The following is a 23,009-nucleotide window of genomic DNA, read 5'->3' as shown; positions in this document are numbered from 1 at the left end:
TAACAGCTTACAAAAAATAATGGGTAATTTCACATACTGGCTATTGTTTTATTGGTAACAGGTGTGAAACATGTAACCAGCTCTCTCAATGATGTAATGCGGTTGGCAAAAATGAATTGACCTTGGATAATAATAAAATCACTTCCCTATGAAAAACAAAACAGTGATTGTAACCGGAGCGGCATCTGGCATTGGCAAAGCCATCGCCATCCTGTTTGCAGCAGAAGGTGCCCATGTGGTTGTATCAGATATAGCATCAGCCGAAGGAGAAGCGGTTGTTAAAGAGATTACTTTGGCAGGTGGTAAGGCAAGTTTCTGTAAAACAGATGTTTCGCAACCTGCAGAAATGGAGGCACTGGTTAATTTTGCAGTTAGCACCTATGGCCGGTTAGATATTGCCGTAAACAATGCAGGCATTGGTGGCGAAATAAATCCGATTGCCGATATGAGTATTGAAGGATGGCAAAAAGTTATTGCCATTAACCTGAACAGTCTTTTTTACGGAATGAAGTACCAGATAGCCTCCCTTTTACAGCATGGCGGTGGAAGTATTGTAAACATTTCGTCAATTTTAGGTTCAGTAGGTTTTGCCGGCTCTGCTGCTTATACTGCTGCCAAACATGGTGTGGTAGGGCTTACACAAACCGCAGCGCTGGAATACTCTGCAAAAAACATCCGAATAAATGCAGTAGGTCCCGGTTTTATAGATACCCCCCTGTTAAGCGGACTGGATGCCGGGATAAAGAACCAACTGGTTGCCCTGCATCCCATTGGCCGCCTCGGCAAAAGCGAAGAAGTAGCAGAACTGGTTCTCTGGTTAAGCAGTGAAAAAGCTTCTTTTGTTACAGGCAGTTATTATCCGATTGATGGGGGCTATCTGGCGAGGTAATTATTTCCGGGAAACGGCTGCCGTATACCCCCTGGGCTTCTTCTCATTTCTTCATACGCTACCGTACCATGCCTCCCGATTCTTCCGTAACTTCAGGCAAAGCCCAACCCATGAATTGGCACCGCCTTGGTATCGACGCTGTTTTTGAACTACTGGGCTCGGCATCCGGTGGACTGAGTTCTATGCAGGCAGAAGAGAAACTGTTGGAAACCGGTCCTAACCAGTTAGAAGAAGCCAGAAAAAAAACTGCGCTCAGTATCCTGCTCTCTCAGTTTACAGATGTCATGATTTTGATTCTGCTGGCTGCTGCTGTTATCTCGGCTATCATCGGAGAAGCTACAGATACAGTTGTGATCATTGTAATTGTGGTGCTGAATGCCGTGATCGGTTTTTTTCAGGAATACCGCGCCGAAAAAGCCATGCAGGCATTAAAGCAAATGAGTACCTCCCAGGCCAAAACCCTGCGTAACGGAACCATCCTCTCTTTACCCGCTACCGAACTGGTTCCCGGTGATGTGGTATTGCTGGAAGCAGGTAATGCGGTACCGGCCGATATCCGCATCATGGAATCCATCAACCTGAAAATAGAAGAAGCGGCACTAACCGGCGAATCGCAGGCAGTAGAAAAAATAGCAGCCCCTATAGAAACTGATGATCTGCCCCTTGGCGACCGGCTGAACATGGCTTTCAAAGGCACATTTGTAACCTATGGCAGGGGCTGTGGTATGGTGATAGCCACCGGTATGCAAACCGAACTGGGCCGCATAGCCAAAATGCTGCAGGAAGCCGAAGTGCAAACGCCCCTGCAGCAACGCATGGCTTTGTTTGGGAAAAAGCTGTCGGTGATCGTACTCATTTTATGTGTACTTTTTTTTATTGCGGGCTGGTTGCGCGGTGAGGGGCTGGTAAAAATGGTGATGACCAGTATTTCGCTGGCAGTGGCTGCCATACCGGAAGCATTGCCTGCTGTAATTACGATTTCACTGGCGCTGGCAGCCAAACGATTGATCCGCTTCCATACCCTGATACGCAAGCTGCCTACGGTAGAAACCCTGGGTTCGGTTACCTATATCTGCACCGATAAAACAGGTACCCTCACCAAAAACAAAATGCATACCGAACAGGTATATGTGAATGGCCGGCTGCACGATAGAAATGAACTGGCGGGTCTGAAACATGAGAAAGATATTTCACTGCTGCTGCATGCGTTTGCCCTTAACAACGACGCACGTATAGATGGAGATGTTATTATAGGAGATAGCACAGAGATCGCTTTGATGGAAGTGTCGAATGAGCATTATATCCATCCTACGGTCTGGCCCCGTGTGGCAGAGATCGCTTTTGATTCGGAACGTAAACTCATGACCACTTTTCATGAACATAGTGGCAGGATCATTTCTTTTACCAAGGGTGCACCCGATATTTTGATTACCCGTTGCGGAAATACAGATCCGGGTAAAATACAACAACAGGTAGATGAGATGGCAACCCGTGGTTTGCGGGTTCTGGGCTTTGCGTACCGTTACTGGGAGCAACTGCCGGCCAACCCTACCAGCGAGGCACAGGAACAGGAGCTGCATTTTCTCGGACTGGCCGGTATGATCGACCCTCCCCGGGAAGAAGTATACGATGCCGTAGCACAATGCAAAACCGCTGGTATTGTTCCTGTAATGATCACCGGCGATCATCCGCTGACAGCCCAAACCATTGCCCGGCGCATTGGTATTGTACAAACAGAACAGGATCTGGTGATTACCGGTATGGAGTTAGCAGCTATGGAACATACCGATTTTTTTGCCAAAGTGGAACAGATCAAAGTTTATGCAAGAGTGTCGCCCGAGCAGAAATTGCAGATCGTAAAAATGCTGCAGGAAAAAGGTCATTATGTAGCCATGACGGGTGATGGAGTGAATGATGCCCCTTCCCTCAAACGGGCCAATATCGGTATCGCCATGGGTATTACCGGCACCGATGTGTCTAAAGAAGCGGCACACATGATTCTGCTGGATGATAATTTTTCTACCATCGTAAAAGCTATTAAAGAGGGCAGGAGGATCTATGATAATATTTTAAAGTTCATCAAATACCTGATGACCACCAATTCCGGTGAGTTATGGACCCTGCTGATGGGACCGATACTCGGTTTGCCCATTGCCTTACTGCCCATCCATATTTTATGGATCAACCTGGTATCGGATGGGTTACCGGCTATCGCATTGTCGTTTGAGAAAGCGGAGAAAAATATCATGCACCGTCCGCCACGTCCGCCCAAACAAAATGTATTTGCCAATGGCCAGGGCCTGCATATGATCTGGGTGGGTATGCTGATGGCAGCCGTGGCATTGGGCATACAGGCATGGGCCATTGCAGAAGGGTTGCATTGGCAAACAATGGTATTCAATGTGCTCTGTTTATCGCAGATGGCGCATGTGGTGGCCATCCGTTCGCAACACCAGTCGGCGTTCCGGATAAGCCTGCTCAGCAACAAACCATTGTTGGGATCGGTATTGCTGACCCTGTTGCTGCAGCTGGGGGTAACCTATACCCCTTTTATGCATGCCGTTTTTCAGACAGAATCGTTGAACCTGCGGGAGTTTATCATTGTAGGCCTGGCTTCCATGGTAGTGTTGATGGGCGTTGAAATGGAAAAAATTTTTGTGAGACGGAAGCATCATATAACTGCATTGGGATAACTTCATCCGTTAAGTTAGTAATAGTATTTCCCATCATAAAAATGGTAAAACTTATCTGCTATGTTTATGAGGGCAATTCCGGGTTGCTAAAAGTGAAAAAATATGTTAATCCCATACTGCCTTTCAGCATGCTGCAGTATGTTTTGTATTTTAACAAAGATCCTCAATCAAAAATCTGCGTATGACCAGTGCCATTATAATTACTCTTTGTGTTTTACTGCTGATCGCATATTTATTTGATTTTACTTCCTCCAAAACAAAAATACCTTCGGTTATTCTGCTGCTTTTGCTGGGTTTTATTGTACGGAAACTGACAGACCTGTTGGATATTCCCCTGCCCGATCTTAGTCCTGTACTGCCGGTGCTGGGTACTGTTGGTTTGATATTGATTGTACTGGAAGGCTCGCTGGAGCTTGAATTCAATACCACCAAAATGCCATTGATCAGACGCTCTTTTGCAGTGGCATTGTTTCCTATGCTGGCACTGGCTTTTGGATTAGCCTGGGTATTGCAGCAAGTGGGAGGCGGCAGTTTTAAAGACAGTTTAACCAATGCTATTCCGCTCTGTGTTATCAGCAGTGCTATTGCTATTCCCAGTGTAAAATCGCTTGGGCAGCATACGAAAGAGTTTGTGATTTATGAAAGCAGCTTGTCGGATATACTGGGGGTACTGCTTTTCAATTTTGTGGCATTGAATGAATTCTTTGACCTGCATACAGTAGGCAGTTTTTTTATACAGCTATTACTGATTGCAGCAGTTTCTTTTATTGCCACGATTGGTTTGGCTTTGCTGCTGAGCCGGATTGACCATCATATCAAGTTTGCACCTATTATTTTACTGGTGATCCTGATCTATGCGATATCAAAAGTGTACCATTTACCCGGACTGATCTTTATCCTGCTCTTTGGCCTGTTTCTCGGTAACCTGGATGAACTAAATCATATCAAATGGATCCAGAAGTTAAATCCGGTGGCATTAAACCGGGAAGTGCATAAATTCAGGGAAATCACCACAGAAGCTGCTTTCCTGATACGGGCTTTGTTCTTTCTGCTTTTTGGTTATCTGATTGAAACCGCAGAACTATTGAATACCCAGACCCTGATTTGGGCGATAGGGATTGTTGCAGCCATTTTTCTGTTACGTGCCGTACAACTCAGGTTATCCGGGCTTCAGCTGGCTCCACTGCTGTTTATTGCACCGCGTGGATTAATCACGATTCTGTTGTTTCTCTCTATTTCACCTTCCGGCAGTATTCCATTGGTGAACAGATCGTTGGTTATTCAGGTGGTTATTCTTTCGGCATTGGTAATGATGATGGGGTTAATGACAACCCAATCAGGAGCAAAGCAAAAGGAGTAAAATCGGGTATATAATACATCTGTCAGATAGGTTTTGCAGCACCTGATTATTTTTCTCAACAAAAAAACAACCGGTAATTATCCGCAATCATCCGGTAGCGAGAACCTGCAACCTTATGAAGCCGTTAGTATCTCCTTGATATGATTTTGTCCACGCTCTTCAGAGCATGGGTACAGAAGAGCTAAAGAAAAATCCGGGACTTTACTTTAGTCCCGGGTGAGTATATTAATTCTTCTGATTATTCAACTATCAGTTTAAACACCAGCGCCTCGGTATCTCCTGCTTGTGTAAAACGGATGGTTACTTCATTGGCCGTTACCATAGATTGTATTTTCTGCGTGCTGCCCAGCAGACTTATCTGTTTGGCATTTTTAAAAACATCACCTTTCAGTGTCAGGCTGCTGGCCGTTTCTTTTTCGCCCAGCTGGTAGATAGCATATATATATTTGCCTTTGCGGGTAAATACCCAATTACCCTGGCGGGGAAGAGAGGGATCGGCTTCGGTATCATAAACAGCTTCTCCATTTAGTTTCATCCATTTACCTACCTGTTGTAAACGTTCATACGCCACCGGATCCCATTCGCCATCGGGGCCGGGGCCAACGTTGAGCAGGAGGTTGCCGTTTTTGCTGATGATATCTGTTAGCAGGTGAATGATTTTGCGGGAAGACTTATAGGTATCATTCGGCACATACGACCAGGAATTACCCATGGTAATACAACTCTCCCAGGGATAAGGAAGATACCCCGACGGTACTGCCTGTTCAGGGGTAACATAGTTCTCATATTCACCATGTACGGTGCGGTCAACCACCAGTAAGCCTGGCTGGTAACTGCGGCTCATGGCGGCAATCTTAGCCATATCTATATCCTGGTTATATGGAATGGTGCGTTGCCATTCTACGGTGGTATCTATACTGCTGAAGGGGCGTACCCAGCCACCATCTAACCAGAGTATATCCATTTTGCCATACTCACTCATCAGCTCTTTGATCTGGTTATAGGTAAAGTTTTTAAACCCTTCCCAACGTTCCGGGTATTTTTTGGGATCGTAAGAAACATTGCGGCTCTTGGGTGGGAAGTATTTCCACCAGTAATGATCGGTATTCCAGTCGGGTTTGGAAAAATAAGCGCCGATCATAAAATCCTGTTTCCGGAAAGCACTGAATACTTCTTTGGCCACATTGGCTTTAGGATTACCGGCGAAAGGAGATTTACTTCCTGTGATCTTATAGTCTGTTTCATGGCTGTCGAACATGCAGAACCCATCATGGTGTTTGGTAGTGAACACCACGTATTTCATACCCGCATCTTTGGCAGCATTGGCCCAGCGTTCGGGGTTGAAGCGGGTAGGGTTAAAACTGGTTTGCAGATTTTCATATGCTTTCAGGTAGGTGTACCAGTCTGCCGCATACGGACCGCGGCGTTTGGTCCAGTCCTCATCTTCCGGACAAATACTCCAGCTCTCTACCACGCCCCATTGGCTGTAAGTGCCCCAATGCATCAATAAACCGAATTTGATCTTTTTCCAGTTATCCAGTTTGGCCCGAACCTGCGGGTCGGAAGGAGGCTGGTACCGGTAACTGGCGGTATGTTCCTGTGCGGATAATTGCAGTGAAAGAAGTAGTAGGCAAAGCAAGTTTTTCATACCGGTAAGATACGAATTTGAGAAAAGAAAACTCCCTGCCCTCTCTTACCCGGGGTGAAAAATAACCGCTTTAATATAATGATCTACCCATCTATTTACGGAATACTTTTTTCAGAAATCCATCCATATACGAAAGCGTTGGTGTAAACCAGGGTTCAAACAAACAGAAAGCATGGGGTGCTTTTTCAAACTCGTGTACTTCGGTATAAATGTTGAATGATCGCAATACAGAGATATAATCCTCTCTTCCTGCATGCATTCTTGCCACACTACTGTTGAGAAAAAGGGTAGGTGGCGTAAACGCAGTTACATAACTGAGCGAAGAAGCGGTTTCCCAGATTTTTTCATATCCTTTTCTTGGATAACCCAGCCAGTAAGTAGCGGCAGAAGTTCGTTTGCTGTCATCGCCTTCACCCGATTCGGGATGTACAAAAGAGAGAATACCATCTATATCGATCACTGCCTGTACGTTGGTGCCTGTAGTAGTAGGTCCTTGTGTGCCCTCGAACAGTGGCAGGTTGCCGGTAACACCGAGAAAAGCGGCCAGCTCGCCACCAGCAGAAAATCCGGCTGCACAAATACGCGTAGTATCTATCGAATACTGTTCAGCATTTTCTTTCACCCAACGGATGGCTGCTTTCAGGTCGTAGACAGCGGCTGGAAACAAGGCTTCCGTTGATAGTCGGTACTCCGGTGTAAAAACAGTGTATCCCAGTTGGGCCAACTGTCTCGCCAATGGATAATGCTGGGTTCTGCTACCGGTACGCCAGCCGCCGCCATGAATAAAGAGGAGGGCGATCTGGTTACGTTTGTTTTTATCTTCCGGATAAAACACATCAAGTAATAATTGACGCTTGCCGATGCGGGTATAACTGAGTGCTTTTTCTTCGGCCACACCCGGCAGCATTTTATCTGCTACCCATTGGGTTTCAGGATTCGTTTTTTTGGTAGACTGGTACGCACTGTAATTGGTATAGGAGGTATCGGCCCGATGGGTGATACCCGCCAATGATTGAGCCATGGCAAAACTGCAAATACAGTAAGAGATACAGGCCGAGATCAGTTGTTTCATGATAATAATTGGAGAGAAAATTACATACAATCTGCATACCGCCCCCGGATTTTACCGGCAACGTTACCGGAGAACAAATCCGGTATCTTTACCCCCCACTAACCCTATTTACTTTATATACTTTATTTACTCTATATACTCTAAATACTTAATCAACCCACCATGCCAACCCCACTCATCCGCGAGGCTACGCTACAAGACATACCCCTTCTCCGTCAGTTTGAACAGGGTGTGATCACTGCAGAACGCCCCTTTGATCGTACATTGAAAGAAGATCCGATCGAATATTATGATCTGCCACTACTGATCAGTTCGCCCGATTCTCACCTGCTGCTGTTGGAACTCGATGGCAAACCGGTGGCTTCGGGTTATGCGAGGATCGAAGTTGCTAAATCCTATCACCGGCATACACATCATGCTTATCTTGGATTTATGTACACAGTACCGGAGCATCGGGGTAAGGGGTTTAACCAGTTGATTTTGCAGGCACTCACAGACTGGTCGCGTGGCAGAGGCATCACAGAACTGCGGCTCGAAGTATACCAGGATAACCAGCCCGCTATCCGTTCTTACGAGAAAGCTGGTTTTAGCAAATACATGATTGAAATGCGGATGGGGATTTGATTTTTCGTAAGCTGTCGGCGAAAAATTAGGCAACTTCGGCACTTTCCTATTTCGCCGAAAAGTATTATCTATACATCTCTAACCATTACTACTGTAACCCATTGTCTATGATACAGCTGCGTTTCTGCATAGCTGCCTGCTTGTTTTGCTGCCTCTCGCCGGTAATGGGTTCGGGGGTATTTGACAGTGTGTTTCAGGTGCCGACCAAACAACGAATTGCCAAAGCGCTGGATATTTACGATGAACAGGTAAAACGCCGGGACTCTGTTTTTTCCATTACCGCCATCCGCCAGCTGATCAGCAGCGCAGAAGAACGGGATGATAAGGAGCTGCATTGTTTCTCCCTATCCCTGCTGGCAGATCAGTATGCGCGCATCCGTGGTTTTAATCCGTATTCTACTTCTCTGCATGAGTCGGCCATTGCTCTCGCTAAAAAACACCGGCTTCCTTTAATGATTGGAATGACCAATTTTCGTGCAGGTGGCTACTATTACAGTTTTAAAAAATATCCGCTGGCCTTCGAATACCTGTTACGGGCCGATACCTATTTTAATGAGATCGGCTACAAAGAAGTGCCCGATATTGATAAGATCCTGTTTTTTATCGGAGGCATTTATTATGAGTCGGGCAACTATGAAAAAGCGGAACCCTATCTGCTACAGATCCAGAAACTGAAGAAGGTAACCACTTACCTGCGCAAACAATCTTTGAATACCCTGGCCATTATTCACAAACAAAAAGGAGATACGGCAGGCGCTTTTCACTGGTTTCGGTTAACATTGGCAGAAGCGCAGGCTAACCGGGATACGGCCTGGCTAGGTATTACGTTTGGCAATATCGGTAGTCTGTATTTTTCCAATGGGTTGTTTGAGAAAGCCTATCCTTTGCTGGAACAGGGTAGCCGGTTCAAAGTTACCAGGGGCCTGCCCGAAGATGCGGCAGCAGACCAGTTATTGCTGGCCCGGATAGACCTGATGAAAAACAATCCGATAAAAGCTGCTGCCCGGATAACCGAAGCCAGGTCAATGGTAAAAGGGTCTTTTGGTTTCCAGGGAAGAAGAAATCTATATGAGGCACTGGTTTTGTATTATGAACGCACCGGGCAGGAAACACTGGCGTTGGAGGCACAGCGAAAGCTGATGCAGGTAAAAGACAGCCTGACGGCTAACCGCGACAGGCAGGCTTACGAAAAGATCCAGTTGCGTGTAGAAACCGAAAGACACCTGAATCAGGTAAATCAAATGGAAGCAGACGCTACAGCTGAAACCCTTCGGAGAAATGCGGTGATCCTGATTTTGTTTCTGTTATTGGTAGTGCTGTTGTTACTGTACGGACGCTATCGCCAGAAAGCGAGAAATACAGCCGCTATATTGCAGAAAGAAAAACAGATAGCGGAGGAAAAACTGCAACATGCCAGGCAATTACTCCAGGATTTTACCCGTAATAACCGCCAGAAAAACGAATTGATAGAAAAATTTGCCGCAGAAATGGAACGGCTGAAAGCCAATATGACCGGCAATCCTTTGTATGAGGAACGACTGCAGAATTTTGAGAAGCTGGTACAGTCTACCATATTGACAGACACAGAATGGCAATCTTTCCGGGAATTATTTGATAAAGTACACAAAGGTTTTTTTGTGCGCCTGGAACAGAAGATTCCGGGTTTAACGCTGACAGATACCCGTATCCTTACATTGGTAAGACTGCAATTGCCTCATACCGAAATGGCCCGGATGATGGGGATGGATGCAGCGGCTATTGAAGCCTCTATCCAAAAGCTACGTGATCAAATTCATCCTCACCAGGATGGTATTACTATCGAAGACCTGGTGCAGGCTATCTGATATACAGCGATGAATTAAAGTCTTCTGCCCTGTATGATGCGCAGGATAATGGCAATGGCCGCTATTACCAGCAGTATGTGAATAATGCCGCCTGTATTGTAACCCACAAATCCGATCAGCCAGCCAATGATCAGAATAACTGCAATTGCATATAATAAGTTTCCCATGGTTGATTGTTTTGAGTTGTGATAAATTGCAGATATATAAGAACATAAGACCTGCCTTGTTTCCACAATAACAGGCCCTATGGATCTATATAGCTCCTTTCATGTGTTAGTCTTTTACATTCTTAACGGTAAGATCTTTGAATGCTTTGCCAAGCTCATCCATATCATGGCTGAATTCAGTTTTAAAGATCTGCCAGTTGTCTTTTCCGGTAGCTTTATAATCGGCTAACCTTTTTTTCAGATCACTGTCTTTCTTTTCCAGTTCGGCTATTTTTTTGAGATAGGCTTCCCTGGTTTCTTTTTTCTCGGAAGCAATACGGAGCTTGAATTCTACCAGTGCTTTATCGTTGGCAGCTACTTTGGCGACATTCTCGATTCTGTATTTTTCGATATCGGCAGTATATTCTTCGTTGGCCTGATCGAGATCTTTGTTGGCTTCTGCCACTTTGGTTTCGGCGTTCTCCACTTTTTCGGCAGGGGTGCTACACCCGCTAAATGTTCCCAACGCGAAAAGCGAAAAGGCGGATAGGGTAAGGAGGGATAATTTCATAGTGTATGTTTACTAAATGTGAATGAATCGGGTTATTTACAAATCGCCGAGAATGGCATGGATCTCTTCTTTGGTTTTGCCCAGTTTAATCTGTAACCTGCCTAATAACTCGTCCTGCTTGCCTTCAATCAGCAAAAGGTCATTATCGGTAAGTGTGGCATACTTCTGTTTCAGTTTTCCTTTGATCTCGTTCCAGTTGCCTTCTAATCCTGTTAAGTTGCTCATGATAATAATTTAAGATGGTGAATGAATTTTCACCCTATAAAGTTCTTCATTCGCGTTTTATATATTGTTATACAGGCTGTTTCATAATTTACAAGATTCACTTGTTGTGCTGAACAGAAAATCCCGGCGTTTAGCCAGGATTTTCTGATAATCAATGTATTTGGTAGAAAAATGTTAGTGTTTTCCTTTTTTGCCTTTCTCTTTGCCTTTGCCCTCTTTGCCCTTCCATTTGTTATGCTCCGGATGATTTTTATTTACAAAATATTTTTCGTCATGACTGTAACGGATGGCCTGTTGGCTATGGTTGTTTTTATAACCTGCATACTTGGTACGGTACATGGCAGCATTACGGTATGGTCTGTCTTCGTTGATAACTACTTTATAACCCTTGTACAGGTCGTAACTGCTGTAACGCACAGGCAGTGTACTGGCTGAGATCCACTGGCCACGGTCAAGATAGAAATACTGACGTTTCGGTACATTATAATACACATCTATATCGGGCAGGTAATAATTATCTACATGGTCGTAGCCTACAGGTCCCCAAACGGGTTGTGAGCCAATATTGAGATTAACTCCCAGACTGAACTGAGCAGTAACGGTACTGGCTGTAAATCCGCTGAAGAAAACGGCGAGTAATAAGATAATTTTTTTCATGGTTATTGTTTAATGGCTTGCTTTTCAGCAAACACCTGTTAGAAAGTGCCGGGCAGGTAGCCGTTCTGGCAGAAATTGTATCTGTGAAGTTCTATGGTTCTGTTAGTTTGTTTGTTACAGTCTGGGTTCATTGTTTTACAGGATTCACATATTTGTAATACCTGTAACAGCAGTATCCTCATGTATTACATTCTTTCCATATACCAGTTCAGTTCTGTTTCAATCTTTTTGATCCGGAGAATGGTGGTAATGATCTTCTGCAGACGTAAAAAGGCTGTCTCGCTTTTCACCACATAATCAAAGGCTTTGTGGTGCATACAATCAATGGCAACATCAATTTTATCCTGGGCAGATAACATAACAACGGGAATGTCTGCGTTAACCGCTTTGATCTTATCCAGTGTTTCAATTCCGTTCATGGCATCCGGATCTATACCGTCCAGCAGATAATCCAGGATAATGATGTCAGGATTGTTGGCTAAATGCGACAGGCATTCATCGCCGTTGGCATAGGTTTCTATTTCCAGATTGCCATGTGCGAGGAATTCTATTTCAAGCAGTCTCAGGTAAACGGCATCGTCGTCTACGAGAAAGATTTTGATTTTTTTATTATTTTTCATGAATGCCCATTTTTATATCGTTCAATACTTCGGTTAATTCTGCACATGCCTGGTTACACACATTCTCAAGCTGTGTAACCATGTTCGAAATGGTTTCGAGCGGTTCCTGCCGGGCAGCAAACTCTTTTACATGAATGGCTATCTGCTCAAATTCTGCACTGATGCCCATGATAGAAAAAGAAGGGATCATCTTATGAACAGCAGCATGTAAGCCTTCCCAGTCTTTTGTTTGTAAACTGCTTTTCATAACATTGATCAGCGGGGGCGTTTGCTCGAGATACAAGGAAATCATTTCCATCATTAAGGCCGGATCTGATTTGGTACGCTTGGATAAATACATCAGGTTGGTGCATTTCCAGTTCACGGCCGGTGTATTATCAGGAGATGTTTCCTTACTACTGATCTGTGCTGCCGGTTTATTCACGAGACTGATGATTTTATTATACAATAGTTTTTCATCCACCGGTTTGGCAATATAATCGTTCATGCCAACGGCTCTGCATTTGGCCAGATCAACAGTGGTTACATCTGCCGTTAAGGCAATAATGGGAATAGATAAATGTAATTGGTTCCGGATGTATTCTGTGGCTTCAAACCCGTTCATTTCAGGCATTTGCAGGTCCATCAGGATAATATCATATTTCTCCGTTGCCATTTTTTCAATAGCAATCTTTCCGTTCGAAGCAATATCACGCTCAAACCCGAAATCGTCCAGCAAGGTTTTCATCAGTAACTGATTCAGAGCCATGTCTTCTACCACCAGTACCTTAATGTCTTTGATCCGCTTGTCTACTTCCAGAATTATCGGATCATCTTCTGCAGCTGACTTTGTTTTCAGAAAGCTGAGTTCAAAACTGAAAGTTGATCCTTTGTCCACCGCACTTACTACCCGTATTATTCCACCCTGTGCCTCTACCAATTGTTTTACAATAGCGAGTCCCAACCCTGTTCCGCCATACAGGCGCGAAGTGCCGCTGGAAGCCTGCTGAAAATTCTCAAAGATCTTTTCGATCTTATTATCAGGGATCCCGATGCCGGTATCTGTTACGGAGAATTGGATGGTCACTTTATCTTCTTCTTCTGTAAGCAGGCTCACACTTACCGTAATAGTGCCGGACGAAGTGAATTTTACGGCATTACTTACGAGGTTCAGGATGATCTGGTGTAATCTTACCGCATCGCCCACCAGTACAGTTGGGATACGGGTGTCATATTCTTTCACCAACACCAGGTTTTTTTCTTGTATTTTCTGCTCAAACAGGTGCAGCATGGCAGAAATGGACAAAGCCATCTTGAAGGGTGTTTCTTCGAAACTCATTTTACCTGCATCTACCTTTGCCAGATCCAGAATATCATTGATGAGTACGATCAATGCATCGCCGCTCATTTTAATTGCCATCAGGTATTCTTTCTGTTTGGCACTTAACTCAGTCTTTAATACTACTTTGGTAAAACCAATAATCGCATTCATTGGCGTACGGATCTCGTGGCTCATATTCGAGAGAAACTGTTGTTTTGCTTTTACCGCATCTTCTGCAATACGGGTAGCTGATTCAGCCTTGCTTTTGGCTTCTTCTGCTATTTCAGTAGCGAGCTCGGCAAATACCTTGGCTTCTATGAATTCCTTTTCAATCCTTTTCTGTTCAGTAATGTCACGGGCTACTACTACAGCACCCAATACCTGCCCCAGCTCGTCCTTATATACAGAACCGTTAAACAAAACGTCTGTCAGTTTATGATCGCGGATGGTTAAAGGGTAGTCAGCAACAAACCCCTTGTCAAATACAGCTTCATACACTTCTGTTGCTTTAGCCGGTTCGGTAAAATATTCAAAAAAATTAGTGCCGATCAGTTCTATTCTTGTTTTCCCGGTAATACGAATGGTAGCTTCATTCATATCAGTGATCTTACCCTCAGTGCTGATAGTTACCAACGGATCAAGACTAGCTTCTATCAAACTCCGGGCATATCCGGACTCGTTACGGCTTATAATAACAGATTTCATGGTTTTAATTTTTCAGGATCACGGTTTTCATTTCCGATCTCTTCTATAGGTGTTCTTCTTTTCTGTTTCAGCTGTTTAAAATGCGTTGGCGAAAAGCCGGTAATTTTTTTAAACTGATTGGATAAGTGTGCCACACTGCTGTAGTTCATCTTCCAGGCTATCTCGGTGATGTTGAATTCGTCGTAAATGATCAGCTCTTTGATCCTTTCTATTTTATGCAGGATGATGAACTGCTGTATGGTAATTCCTTTGATTTCGGTGAACAGGTTGGAGAGGTAGGTGTAGTCGTAGTTTAATTTTTCACTGATATGGTTGGAATAATTAACAATGGGGAGCTCCTCCGATACATGTATCATTTCCATGATCACATGTATGATCTTTTCGATAAGGATGGTTCTTTTGTCATCCATCAGTTCCAATCCGGAAACCATCAGTGCTTCCTTTAAAGTTTGCCATTGTGTATCCTGCAGTGTTTCCATGATCTCTACTTCGCCCAGGTCTACCACCATATAGTGCAGCCCCATTTTCTTCAACTCTTCCTTCACTACCATTTTGCATCTTTGGCTTACCATGTATTTGATAAATAGTTTCATGATTACTGTGTTTTTATGCGTAAGCGGTAAACGGTAGAAATACGCTTCTCGTAATTTCTGTTAATGATGATGAGGGGAAGGATAATAATTACTCTGTTAAGGCTTGACCGTAAACGGAGGTAGGGAGTGTATAATTGGCTGATGAGTCTGCCTGAAGGTAGTCTATTAAACCCAGACCTGCAGATATAGATATTCCTTCGGCGCTTATAATACAAAAGTCCGTAAGTAACTACTTACGGACTTTTGCTGTTATCAGTTGCAATTAATACAGCGTAAATTCTACACGTCTGTTCTGCTGACGGCCAGTGGCTGTCTTATTAGAAGAAACAGGTTGTGACTCACCATAACCTACCGCTTCAATGCGGCTGCTGCTGGCATTTTGTGATACCAGATAGTTCTTCACAGACTCTGCTCTGTCTTTAGACAAGCGCATATTAGCCTGGTCAGATCCTACATTGTCGGTATGTCCACCCAGCTTCAGGCTGAATCCCTTTTTCACCAGCAGTTCAGCTACCCTGTTCAGGTAAGGATATGAACGGGCGCGGATGGTTGATTTGGCAAAATCAAATTCCAGATTACGGATGGCTTCATTTACGATCTTTTTATCTTCTTCCGTAATTACGTACGTATTGTTGTATACTTTGATAACTGTGTCTTTAGCAGGCACTGCTACCGGTAAGGCACAACCCGCACCATCTACTTTTACACCAGCAGATGTGTTCGGACACTTATCAAAATAGTCAGATACGCCATCGCCATCGCTGTCCATTTTCATCCTGTTCATATCACTACGCATGGCATTCATCTCGGCCATATGTTTGTTATGTCTTTCTTCGGCTGCTGCCATAGCTGCACTCAGGGCATCATTTTTGTCCTGCATGCTTTTAGCCAGTTGAGCCGGTGCATTGTGTCTGGCTAACTGGGGTTTGGTTGTTTTACCAAGAATGAATTCCAGTCCGATGTGTGCATAAGAAAACTTATCACTGTTATAAGCAGGACCTTTTATATAACCATCCAGGTTATCGGCATCTACAAAAGCCATGGTATAACCCAGGTCTAAATTAACACTGGGAGACAAGTTGGCTTTGATACCAAGTCCCGCAGGAATAAAGAACTCTGTATTACTGCCTTCTGCATTAAAACGGACGGATGTACCCGCACTGGTGATCATGGTAGGTTTGAAATTAACCGCACCACCACCGATTGATAAATAAGGCTGGATAGAGGTATGCAGTTGTGACCAGTTGATATTGCCCAGTGTAACCACACCGCTTAAACTGGCTGCCCAGTTAACATCGGTTTTAAATGATTTGTAAGGACTGATGGGAGGCTGACCTACCCAGAGTTTATCGTTATTGGCTTCTAAACTGCCTCTCACTACATCCAGCTGTAAGCCGAATACATGTGAGGTCTGGAATTTGATATAACCACCATATTCCAGGGTTGGCTTCCACTTCGAAAAGTCGTTGCGGCCACCGGAAGCTGCAAAAGGGGCCATAACGCCCGCGTGTAAACCGATAGACCAGGTTCTGTATCCCTGATTGCCAGAGAATAACGCAGGTTCTATAACGGTGGTACTCTTGTAACTTGTATCCTGTGCGGTACCCGCCGTTACACTAAGCAGTGTGAGGGCGAATAAGGTTGTCAGGTGTGAAATGTACTTTTTCATAGCTGTGAATTTTGAATCCGGAAACTCCTTTATTGGAGAAAACCAGTGATACAAAGGTCAGTAGCAGGGTACAGACCAGCCTTACAGGCTTGGTAGGGATTATTACATGATTCACATATTATATAAGAAAACCGGCCTGCTATGGTAATGGCAGGCCGGTTTTCAACGTGGGTTCTTGCGGTATTTATTGATAACGATAAACTTTTTTGATCCGGTACACATGCTGCTGCGATGTGTATCCTTTGTAACTCACATATTCCTCTACCGGATAACCATCCGCATTATAGATGAATTCGGTTTTATAAGGAATAACAGAAGGGAAACCGCCACTATAGATTTTCTGTTCCAGTAAACGGTTGTTTTTGGAGCTGTTTGACAGGAAAATATCCGGATAACCCAACTGGTGTTTGGGGTTGATATAACTGTCGTAGTTGTACACACTGGACTCTCCACTACCTGTAGAACTGATGGCTTTATCAGACACCAGGTTGCCATTCCGGAACTGCATGGTGTAAGTCATGCTGTTGCCGTTGTAGAACAGATAATTGGCCGAAATGACCTGATGGGCATTGAACTGGCTGTAGTCAAACAATACATTGGTAGACTGGTCATAACTAACATTACTTACCGTAGCGATCTTTCCTGCTGCATACGTGAAGCCGGAAAACCCGGTAAGCGTGTTGTTGTCAGGATTGAACCTTTTGATTGTGTCAAGCTGCGTACCATTGTATATAAACTGGTACTGGTTGGTTAATGGCAGGTTGCTCGACTGTATTTGCTTCTGGTAAAACTTGATAGCAGACAAACGGTTATTGGCATTGTACAGGTATTCTGTGCGTGTATCCGGTACCAGGCCCGCTGCGTTTTCTATGAAAGTAGTTTCTTCCACCAACAATTTAGGCTGGCGAACGGCTGTCAGATGCAGCTGGGTGGTGTTGCCCAGTTCTGTTTTGCTAAGTGTTTTCTGTGCGTTAGTGTTCCACTTGGCTACCTGGAAAGAGAAAGTTTCATAATTCTCCGGTACCCTGATCTGGGTAACACCTTCCTGCAGTTCTATTTCCCTGATCCAGTGCTGACCGCCGGTGCTGCCGGCATCAACCACCAGTTTGCCGGGCAAACTGTCGTATACTACCTCACCCACAGTAATCGTCAATTTTACCGATAATTCTTTAAAAGCGATTTTGCCAAAATCATCTGCCGTATAACCAAAACTGGCTGGCGAGTCGGTGGCATCTACTTTCAATACCTGTACCGCTGCGGCGGTAACCCCTGTTTCTGTAATACTAACCGGAATAGATACCGGCTTGCTCACCAGTGCCGCTTTTGCTGAATTTGATTTAGGTGCTGCATATACAGCCGTATCGCTTGCTGTGGTTACAATAAATTTGGAAAGTACATAAGAACCCCTGGCCAGTGCGATTCTGTCGGTTTTATATACACCCTGGATATAATCAAGGGTCAGTTTTTTGTTGCTCACTACTTCCTGTCCCTGCTCGTTGTTAACGCTCACCAAAGCGTATAACTGTCCCTGACCCAACTGAACCCCGTTAGCGGATAATTGTAAATAAGTAGTTTGATCAACTGATCCCGGTACCGGCACCGCGTCTTCCGTTGTTTTGCGGCAGGAGGTAATGGTGATAATTGCCATCATCGCCAATGCGAAAGGCATAATAATCTTCTTCATAAATGCTTGCAGGTTTCTTTTAATAAATAGAATAGTAATCTTCGATATTCACGGCCTTGTATCCAGCTTTGTGGATGGCTCCGATCACATGATTTTCATCGATCGCATCCGGAGAGTAGACAGTCAGTTTTTTATCGCTGATGCAGAGATCCAGTTGCCAGTTGCCACGGCCAACAGCATTATCGAGATAGGGCTTTACCTTTTGAAAAGCAGATTCACTGCTGATATTGGTTTTATAAGTAATAAGTTCCATTTTCTTGTGCGTAGGTAATAAAAAACCTGCTTACACATGCCGGTTGCCGACGGTAAGCAGGTAGTTTTCAAATGCAAATATAAATTTCAGTAATAATTTTTTTGCCGACGATACATATGCTGCACATAGTCTACTTAAATGGTCATATATACAGATGTGCGGTAATGTTCACGAGGTAAATACCTGTTTATCATAGTGTAGCAAACTTCAGCCGCAGACTGTTACCTACTACGCTGATACTACTCAGGGCCATTGCGGCGCCGGCCAGCATAGGATCCAGCAGGAAGCCGTTAACCGGGTACAACAAACCCGCGGCAACCGGTATCCCGATCAGGTTATAGATAAAGGCCCAGAACAGGTTCTGGCGGATGGTTTGTACGGTTCTTCTCGATAGCTTCAGGGCCTTGGGTATGCTGTTCAGGTCTGAAGTAATCAATGTCATCTTGGCCACATCCATCGCAATATCGCTGCCCTTGCCCATGGCAATACTAACATCGGCCTGGGCCAGCGCATGACTATCATTGATGCCATCGCCCACCATCGCCACCGTTTTCCCTTGCTGCTGTAACAGTTTTACAAACGCAGCTTTATCGGCTGGTAACACTTCTGCTTTAAACTGAGTAATGCCTGTTTCTCTGGCAATAGCCGCAGCGGTTTGTTTGTTATCGCCGGTCAGCATATACACTTCAATCCCCTGCTGCTGCAGGTTGGTTATGGCAGCTTTTGAACCGGCTTTGATGGCATCGGTAATGGCTATCACGGCTACCGCCTGTTTGTTCTCTGCAAAAATCACTACGGTTTTGGCCTGCTGCTGCCAGCGGCTGATAGTAGCCTGCATATTGTCATCTATGCTGATATTTTTTTCTGACAGCAGGGTACTGTTGCCAAGCGTAAAAATTCTGTTCTGGTACTTTGCAGTTACGCCTTTGCCGGTAATACTTTCAAAAGAATCCAGTATTACTTCTTTACTGCCTTCCTGTGCCAGGTGTTTTACAAGTGCTTCGGCAAGCGGATGTTCAGATTGTTTTTCTATTGCCAGTAAAACGGATTTCAGCATCGGCTGATCAGATGCATGCGTGAATACCATATCACTCACGGTGGGTTTTCCTTCTGTAATGGTGCCTGTTTTATCGAGGATGATAGCATTCACCCGATGGGCCAGTTCCAGACTTTCGGCGTCTTTGATGAGGATATTATTTTCGGCACCTTTTCCCACACCTACCATGATGGCTGTGGGTGTGGCCAGCCCCAGTGCACAGGGACAGGCGATCACCAATACGGTTACTGCCGTTAAGAGGCCATGTGTAAAGGAATTTTCTCCTCCGAGTAATATCCATACAACAAATGTGAACAGGGAGATGCCCATTACGGTGGGTACAAAAATGCCGGCAATTTTATCAACCAGTTTTTGTACGGGTGCTTTACTGCCCTGTGCTTCCTGCACCAGTTTAATGATCTGCGCCAGCACGGTTTCACCACCCACTTTTTCGGCACTAAAGCGGAAACTTCCCTTTTGGTTAATGGTTCCTGCAAATACTTTGTCGTTTTCTTTTTTCTCTGCCGGAATGGGCTCGCCCGTGATCATACTTTCATCTACATAGCTGTTCCCGTTTACTACACAGCCATCCACCGGTATTTTCTCCCCGGGTTTTACCAGCAACAGATTTCCTGCCTGCACCTGGCTAACAGGAATTTCTTTGGTTTCGTTGTTATTGAGTACCAGGGTAACCGTTTTGGGTTGCAGGCCCATCAGTTTTTTGATAGCGGATGAGGTATTGGATTTAGCAGTTTCTTCCAGCAGTTTACCCAATGAGATAAAAGCAATGATCACTGCCGCGGCTTCAAAATACACATGGGCATGTAAACCACGGGCATGCCAGAAATCAGCAAAAAATGTGTTAAAACTGCTGAACAGGTAAGCGATACCGGTACTCATCGCTACCAGGCTATCCATATTGGCTTTGCCATGCATTGCCTGTTTCCAGGCATTGCTGAAAAAACCGCGGCCAAAATAAAATACCACTACTGTGGCAAGCGCCATCATGACATAATTACCATAAGGCATATCCATAAAAAACATCCCTATGACCACGATAGGGAGAGAGAGGATGCTTGACCAGATGGTTCGGTTTTTAGCAGCGCGGAAGTGTTTTTGCTGGGCCTGCTCTTTGGCTTCATCCCGGTTTTCGGTAACAACCACCATATCGTACCCGATGGCACGTACCGATTGCTGCAGTTTTTCGGGATCGGTAACAGCAGGATCGTAATGGATCCATGCGTCCTGACTGGCAAAATTAACACCCGCATCTGCTACCCCTTCTGTGGCTTTCAGCATAGATTCTACGCTGATGGCACAGGAGGCACAGCTCATCTCCAGTATGGGAAAAGTTTCTTTTACCAGTGCTGCCTGTTCTTTTTTGTTGGATAAGTGTACCATAACTAAAACATTTATACAAAAATCCGATATACCTGCTGCATGGTTGTTATACAATGCTGGGATAGATTCATATTATTTCAGGAACGGGCCGGCAGCTGTGCCGCCTGTTTGTTTTGCTCGATCGCTGTAAAATAGGCGGGTGTTAAACCTGTGTGCTGTTTGAACTGCCGGGAAAAATGTGCCGTGCTGCTGAATCCGAGTGCAAAGGCGACACCGGAAACACGCTGCCTGTTATATACCATCATTTCTTTCGCTTTGCTGATACGATACCGGGTGATGTAATTTTCCAGGCTCTCTCCCGCCTCTTCCGAAAAACTATCGCTGATGCTCTCATAACTCCTGTTTAGTTTTTCAGCTGCCAAACGGGAGAAACGGAATGCCTGCGGAAAATCGAAATGGCCGGAGTATACCTCGGCTACCAGCTCCCGGGTTGCCCGGGTCAGTTGGCTTTTTTTGGATTGCAGCAGGCTGAATCCGAGTGGTTCCAGCTTTTGTTGCAGCAATTGTGCTTCAATAGGGGTAGGGTGCAGCAGTACCAGCTCTCCCAGTTGCAGATGTTGTATGGGATAGCCCAGTTGGCCGGTCGCTTCCCTGACGGCATGGATACAACGCTCGCAGACCATGCCCTTGATATAAAATAATTGCTCCTGCATAAAACGGTAGTTTAGTACTGCAAACTACTTACGGGATATGGGGCAACTGTTACAGAATGGTAAGGAACCGTTATATAATTTTCAGGATCAGATCTTATCCAGCGGGATCCTGTTTTTTTCTTTCAGGTTACGGAACTGTGAAGCGGTAAGGCCGGTAATTTTTTTAAACTGGAGCGATAGATGCTGTACACTGCTGTAGCCTAACTGGTGGGCAATTTGGCCCAGGCTCAGTTCATCGTATACCAGTAATTCCTTTACTCTTTCGATTCGCTGCAGGATGGCGTATTTTTCGATGGTGATACCTTCAACGGAAGAGAAAAGGGTGCTGAGGTATGTATAATCCAACCCGAGTTTTTCCTCCAGAATGGCAGATAATTTCAGGTTAAATTCGTCATTGTTGCGGTGTATCAGCGATACGATCGTGGTTTTGATTTTTTCTACGGTTCTTGATTTTTTATCGTCCAGTAATTCAAAACCGATCGCTGATAGGGCATTGGATAAAACGTTGAGCCGATCCTGTCCGGGTGTTTCTGCCAGTTCTATTTCGCCCAACTGCACATGACGATACGTAAGCCCCAGTTGCTGCAGCTCCTGCCGTACCGCCATGATACAACGTTCACAAACCATATTTTTCACATAGAGAAACATATCAAAGGGGGGGCGTTGAATAAATACATGACGAAGATATTTATTTATCCTAATTCCTCATCCGTTGTCAGGCTAACGATAAACTTTACTATCTTTCTTTCATGAAAAACTGGCTCATTCTTGGCATATGTATTTTGTGTATCACTAATGGCTTACAGGCCCAGGTCCCTGCTCAGACCGTTCCTGATTTTCGTTTCCTGCAAAAAAACGGTACAGCTTTCACCCGCCGGCAATTGCCATCCGGTAAACCCCTGTTTTTTGCCTTTTTTGATATTACCTGCGATCATTGCCAGAAAGCCATGCAATACCTGAACAGCCACTACCGCGAGCTGGGCAGAGCCGCTATTTACCTTGTTACCCTCGATCCCGGACCCAGTGCAGAAGCTTTTCTCGGCAAATATGCCCCCCAATTACTCCGTCAACCCAATACGGTATTGCTGCGCGATACCCGTAACCAGTTTATCACTCTTTTTCAACCCCGGAAGTACCCATCCCTCTTCCTCTATTCGCCCCAGCAGCAACTGATCCTGTACAGCGATGAAGAAAAGGACCTGTCAGCCTTTGTTACAAAAATGAAAGGTGCAAAGTAAAAATCAGGCACATATTCTCTTTAGCGCCCAACAACCTTAAAAAGGGCTTATATGATTTTAATCAGCAAATAAATACAGAAGAATGCCTAATTTGTATTGGGCTTATCCGTATAGCAGAGTGTAGCTAT

At 44.8% G+C, this 23,009-nt stretch carries 21 protein-coding genes; 6 read left to right on the top strand and 15 right to left on the bottom strand.

All coding sequences use genetic code 11. The features are described from left to right. Window positions 1–148: 148 nt before the first annotated feature. From AC1RNB_RS06220 to AC1RNB_RS06210, 3 genes are all read left to right on the top strand, one after another. The gene (locus tag AC1RNB_RS06220; protein ID WP_493081645.1) at window positions 149–889 is read left to right on the top strand and encodes an SDR family NAD(P)-dependent oxidoreductase; all 741 of its coding nucleotides are present in this window, start codon (window positions 149–151) and stop codon (window positions 887–889) included. A gap of 110 nt (window positions 890–999) precedes the next feature. After that, window positions 1,000–3,582: a cation-translocating P-type ATPase gene (locus AC1RNB_RS06215; RefSeq protein WP_493081644.1), complete on the top strand. Its 2,583-nt coding sequence runs from the start codon at window positions 1,000–1,002 to the stop codon at window positions 3,580–3,582. Between the two features lie 181 nt (window positions 3,583–3,763). After that, entirely contained in the window at window positions 3,764–4,942 is a 1,179-nt protein-coding gene (locus AC1RNB_RS06210; protein ID WP_493081643.1) for a cation:proton antiporter domain-containing protein, read from the top strand. A gap of 238 nt (window positions 4,943–5,180) precedes the next feature. Here the strand turns inward: AC1RNB_RS06210 and AC1RNB_RS06205 are convergent, their stop codons facing one another. Next, window positions 5,181–6,590: an alpha-L-fucosidase gene (locus AC1RNB_RS06205; protein ID WP_493081641.1), complete on the bottom strand. Its 1,410-nt coding sequence runs from the start codon at window positions 6,588–6,590 to the stop codon at window positions 5,181–5,183. Between the two features lie 91 nt (window positions 6,591–6,681). Then, window positions 6,682–7,662: an alpha/beta hydrolase gene (locus AC1RNB_RS06200; RefSeq protein WP_493081639.1), complete on the bottom strand. Its 981-nt coding sequence runs from the start codon at window positions 7,660–7,662 to the stop codon at window positions 6,682–6,684. A 162-nt stretch (window positions 7,663–7,824) separates the two neighbouring features. On the opposite strand from AC1RNB_RS06200, the gene AC1RNB_RS06195 reads away from it, so the two are divergent. Further along, window positions 7,825–8,286 (top strand): GNAT family N-acetyltransferase, encoded by a 462-nt coding sequence (locus AC1RNB_RS06195; RefSeq protein WP_493081637.1) that lies wholly within the window; start codon window positions 7,825–7,827, stop codon window positions 8,284–8,286. A gap of 107 nt (window positions 8,287–8,393) precedes the next feature. Then, on the top strand, window positions 8,394–10,130 hold the full coding sequence (locus AC1RNB_RS06190; protein ID WP_493081635.1) for a tetratricopeptide repeat protein: 1,737 nt from the start codon (window positions 8,394–8,396) through the stop codon (window positions 10,128–10,130). Between the two features lie 14 nt (window positions 10,131–10,144). On the opposite strand, the gene AC1RNB_RS06185 is transcribed toward AC1RNB_RS06190, so the two are convergent. The 13 genes from AC1RNB_RS06185 to AC1RNB_RS06125 all read right to left on the bottom strand — a co-directional run bounded on the left by AC1RNB_RS06185 (window position 10,145) and on the right by AC1RNB_RS06125 (window position 22,249). After that, on the bottom strand, window positions 10,145–10,297 hold the full coding sequence (locus AC1RNB_RS06185) for a lmo0937 family membrane protein (protein WP_493081634.1): 153 nt from the start codon (window positions 10,295–10,297) through the stop codon (window positions 10,145–10,147). 106 nt (window positions 10,298–10,403) lie between these two features. Beyond that, a complete protein-coding gene (locus tag AC1RNB_RS06180; protein WP_493081633.1) occupies window positions 10,404–10,847 on the bottom strand; it encodes a sll1863 family stress response protein in 444 nt (147 codons plus the stop codon). 36 nt (window positions 10,848–10,883) lie between these two features. Further along, window positions 10,884–11,072, bottom strand: coding sequence for a CsbD family protein (locus AC1RNB_RS06175; RefSeq protein WP_493081631.1), 189 nt, complete (start codon window positions 11,070–11,072; stop codon window positions 10,884–10,886). A gap of 174 nt (window positions 11,073–11,246) precedes the next feature. After that, window positions 11,247–11,729: a hypothetical protein gene (locus AC1RNB_RS06170; RefSeq protein ID WP_493081629.1), complete on the bottom strand. Its 483-nt coding sequence runs from the start codon at window positions 11,727–11,729 to the stop codon at window positions 11,247–11,249. 185 nt (window positions 11,730–11,914) lie between these two features. After that, window positions 11,915–12,349, bottom strand: coding sequence for a response regulator (locus tag AC1RNB_RS06165; RefSeq protein WP_493081628.1), 435 nt, complete (start codon window positions 12,347–12,349; stop codon window positions 11,915–11,917). Continuing rightward, complete coding sequence (locus AC1RNB_RS06160; RefSeq protein WP_493081626.1) at window positions 12,339–14,354, bottom strand: PAS domain-containing hybrid sensor histidine kinase/response regulator; 2,016 nt, start codon at window positions 14,352–14,354, stop codon at window positions 12,339–12,341. The genes AC1RNB_RS06165 and AC1RNB_RS06160 overlap by 11 nt, the downstream gene beginning before the upstream one ends. Continuing rightward, on the bottom strand, window positions 14,351–14,947 hold the full coding sequence (locus AC1RNB_RS06155) for a helix-turn-helix domain-containing protein (protein WP_493081624.1): 597 nt from the start codon (window positions 14,945–14,947) through the stop codon (window positions 14,351–14,353). Before AC1RNB_RS06155 ends, AC1RNB_RS06160 begins: the two co-directional genes overlap by 4 nt. Window positions 14,948–15,209: 262 nt before the next feature. Next, window positions 15,210–16,616 carry an OmpA family protein gene (locus AC1RNB_RS06150; RefSeq protein WP_493081622.1) on the bottom strand — a complete coding sequence of 469 codons (1,407 nt, stop codon included), beginning with the start codon at window positions 16,614–16,616 and terminating at the stop codon, window positions 15,210–15,212. A 184-nt stretch (window positions 16,617–16,800) separates the two neighbouring features. Beyond that, entirely contained in the window at window positions 16,801–18,300 is a 1,500-nt protein-coding gene (locus AC1RNB_RS06145; RefSeq protein ID WP_493081620.1) for a hypothetical protein, read from the bottom strand. Between the two features lie 19 nt (window positions 18,301–18,319). After that, complete coding sequence (locus tag AC1RNB_RS06140; RefSeq protein WP_493081619.1) at window positions 18,320–18,553, bottom strand: heavy metal transport/detoxification protein; 234 nt, start codon at window positions 18,551–18,553, stop codon at window positions 18,320–18,322. Window positions 18,554–18,743: 190 nt separating this feature from the next. Then, the gene (locus AC1RNB_RS06135; protein ID WP_493081618.1) at window positions 18,744–20,990 is read right to left on the bottom strand and encodes a heavy metal translocating P-type ATPase; all 2,247 of its coding nucleotides are present in this window, start codon (window positions 20,988–20,990) and stop codon (window positions 18,744–18,746) included. Between the two features lie 77 nt (window positions 20,991–21,067). Next, a complete protein-coding gene (locus tag AC1RNB_RS06130) occupies window positions 21,068–21,643 on the bottom strand; it encodes a helix-turn-helix domain-containing protein (protein ID WP_493081616.1) in 576 nt (191 codons plus the stop codon). A gap of 87 nt (window positions 21,644–21,730) precedes the next feature. After that, window positions 21,731–22,249, bottom strand: coding sequence for a helix-turn-helix domain-containing protein (locus tag AC1RNB_RS06125; RefSeq protein ID WP_493081614.1), 519 nt, complete (start codon window positions 22,247–22,249; stop codon window positions 21,731–21,733). A 143-nt stretch (window positions 22,250–22,392) separates the two neighbouring features. Here AC1RNB_RS06125 and AC1RNB_RS06120 point away from each other — a divergent pair, with 143 nt between their 5' ends. Next, complete coding sequence (locus tag AC1RNB_RS06120) at window positions 22,393–22,881, top strand: TlpA family protein disulfide reductase (protein WP_493081612.1); 489 nt, start codon at window positions 22,393–22,395, stop codon at window positions 22,879–22,881. Window positions 22,882–23,009: the final 128 nt, after the last annotated feature.

The organism is Sediminibacterium sp. GW821-FHT12F12 (assembly GCF_058806635.1).
The sequence above is the reverse complement of the archived record's forward strand: the minus strand, read 5'-3'. Positions and strand labels throughout refer to the sequence as shown.

Coding starts and splice junctions, on each gene's coding strand:
- AC1RNB_RS06170 (WP_493081629.1), bottom strand. CDS start 11,729: ATGAAAAAAATTATCTTATTACTCGCCGTTTTCTTCAGCGGATTTACA.
- AC1RNB_RS06220 (WP_493081645.1), top strand. CDS start 149: ATGAAAAACAAAACAGTGATTGTAACCGGAGCGGCATCTGGCATTGGC.
- AC1RNB_RS06200 (WP_493081639.1), bottom strand. CDS start 7,662: ATGAAACAACTGATCTCGGCCTGTATCTCTTACTGTATTTGCAGTTTT.
- AC1RNB_RS06135 (WP_493081618.1), bottom strand. CDS start 20,990: ATGGTACACTTATCCAACAAAAAAGAACAGGCAGCACTGGTAAAAGAA.
- AC1RNB_RS06165 (WP_493081628.1), bottom strand. CDS start 12,349: ATGAAAAATAATAAAAAAATCAAAATCTTTCTCGTAGACGACGATGCC.
- AC1RNB_RS06175 (WP_493081631.1), bottom strand. CDS start 11,072: ATGAGCAACTTAACAGGATTAGAAGGCAACTGGAACGAGATCAAAGGA.
- AC1RNB_RS06210 (WP_493081643.1), top strand. CDS start 3,764: ATGACCAGTGCCATTATAATTACTCTTTGTGTTTTACTGCTGATCGCA.
- AC1RNB_RS06190 (WP_493081635.1), top strand. CDS start 8,394: ATGATACAGCTGCGTTTCTGCATAGCTGCCTGCTTGTTTTGCTGCCTC.
- AC1RNB_RS06160 (WP_493081626.1), bottom strand. CDS start 14,354: ATGAAATCTGTTATTATAAGCCGTAACGAGTCCGGATATGCCCGGAGT.
- AC1RNB_RS06180 (WP_493081633.1), bottom strand. CDS start 10,847: ATGAAATTATCCCTCCTTACCCTATCCGCCTTTTCGCTTTTCGCGTTG.
- AC1RNB_RS06195 (WP_493081637.1), top strand. CDS start 7,825: ATGCCAACCCCACTCATCCGCGAGGCTACGCTACAAGACATACCCCTT.
- AC1RNB_RS06145 (WP_493081620.1), bottom strand. CDS start 18,300: ATGAAGAAGATTATTATGCCTTTCGCATTGGCGATGATGGCAATTATC.
- AC1RNB_RS06150 (WP_493081622.1), bottom strand. CDS start 16,616: ATGAAAAAGTACATTTCACACCTGACAACCTTATTCGCCCTCACACTG.
- AC1RNB_RS06205 (WP_493081641.1), bottom strand. CDS start 6,590: ATGAAAAACTTGCTTTGCCTACTACTTCTTTCACTGCAATTATCCGCA.
- AC1RNB_RS06155 (WP_493081624.1), bottom strand. CDS start 14,947: ATGAAACTATTTATCAAATACATGGTAAGCCAAAGATGCAAAATGGTA.
- AC1RNB_RS06120 (WP_493081612.1), top strand. CDS start 22,393: ATGAAAAACTGGCTCATTCTTGGCATATGTATTTTGTGTATCACTAAT.
- AC1RNB_RS06125 (WP_493081614.1), bottom strand. CDS start 22,249: ATGGCGGTACGGCAGGAGCTGCAGCAACTGGGGCTTACGTATCGTCAT.
- AC1RNB_RS06215 (WP_493081644.1), top strand. CDS start 1,000: ATGAATTGGCACCGCCTTGGTATCGACGCTGTTTTTGAACTACTGGGC.
- AC1RNB_RS06140 (WP_493081619.1), bottom strand. CDS start 18,553: ATGGAACTTATTACTTATAAAACCAATATCAGCAGTGAATCTGCTTTT.
- AC1RNB_RS06130 (WP_493081616.1), bottom strand. CDS start 21,643: ATGCAGGAGCAATTATTTTATATCAAGGGCATGGTCTGCGAGCGTTGT.
- AC1RNB_RS06185 (WP_493081634.1), bottom strand. CDS start 10,297: ATGGGAAACTTATTATATGCAATTGCAGTTATTCTGATCATTGGCTGG.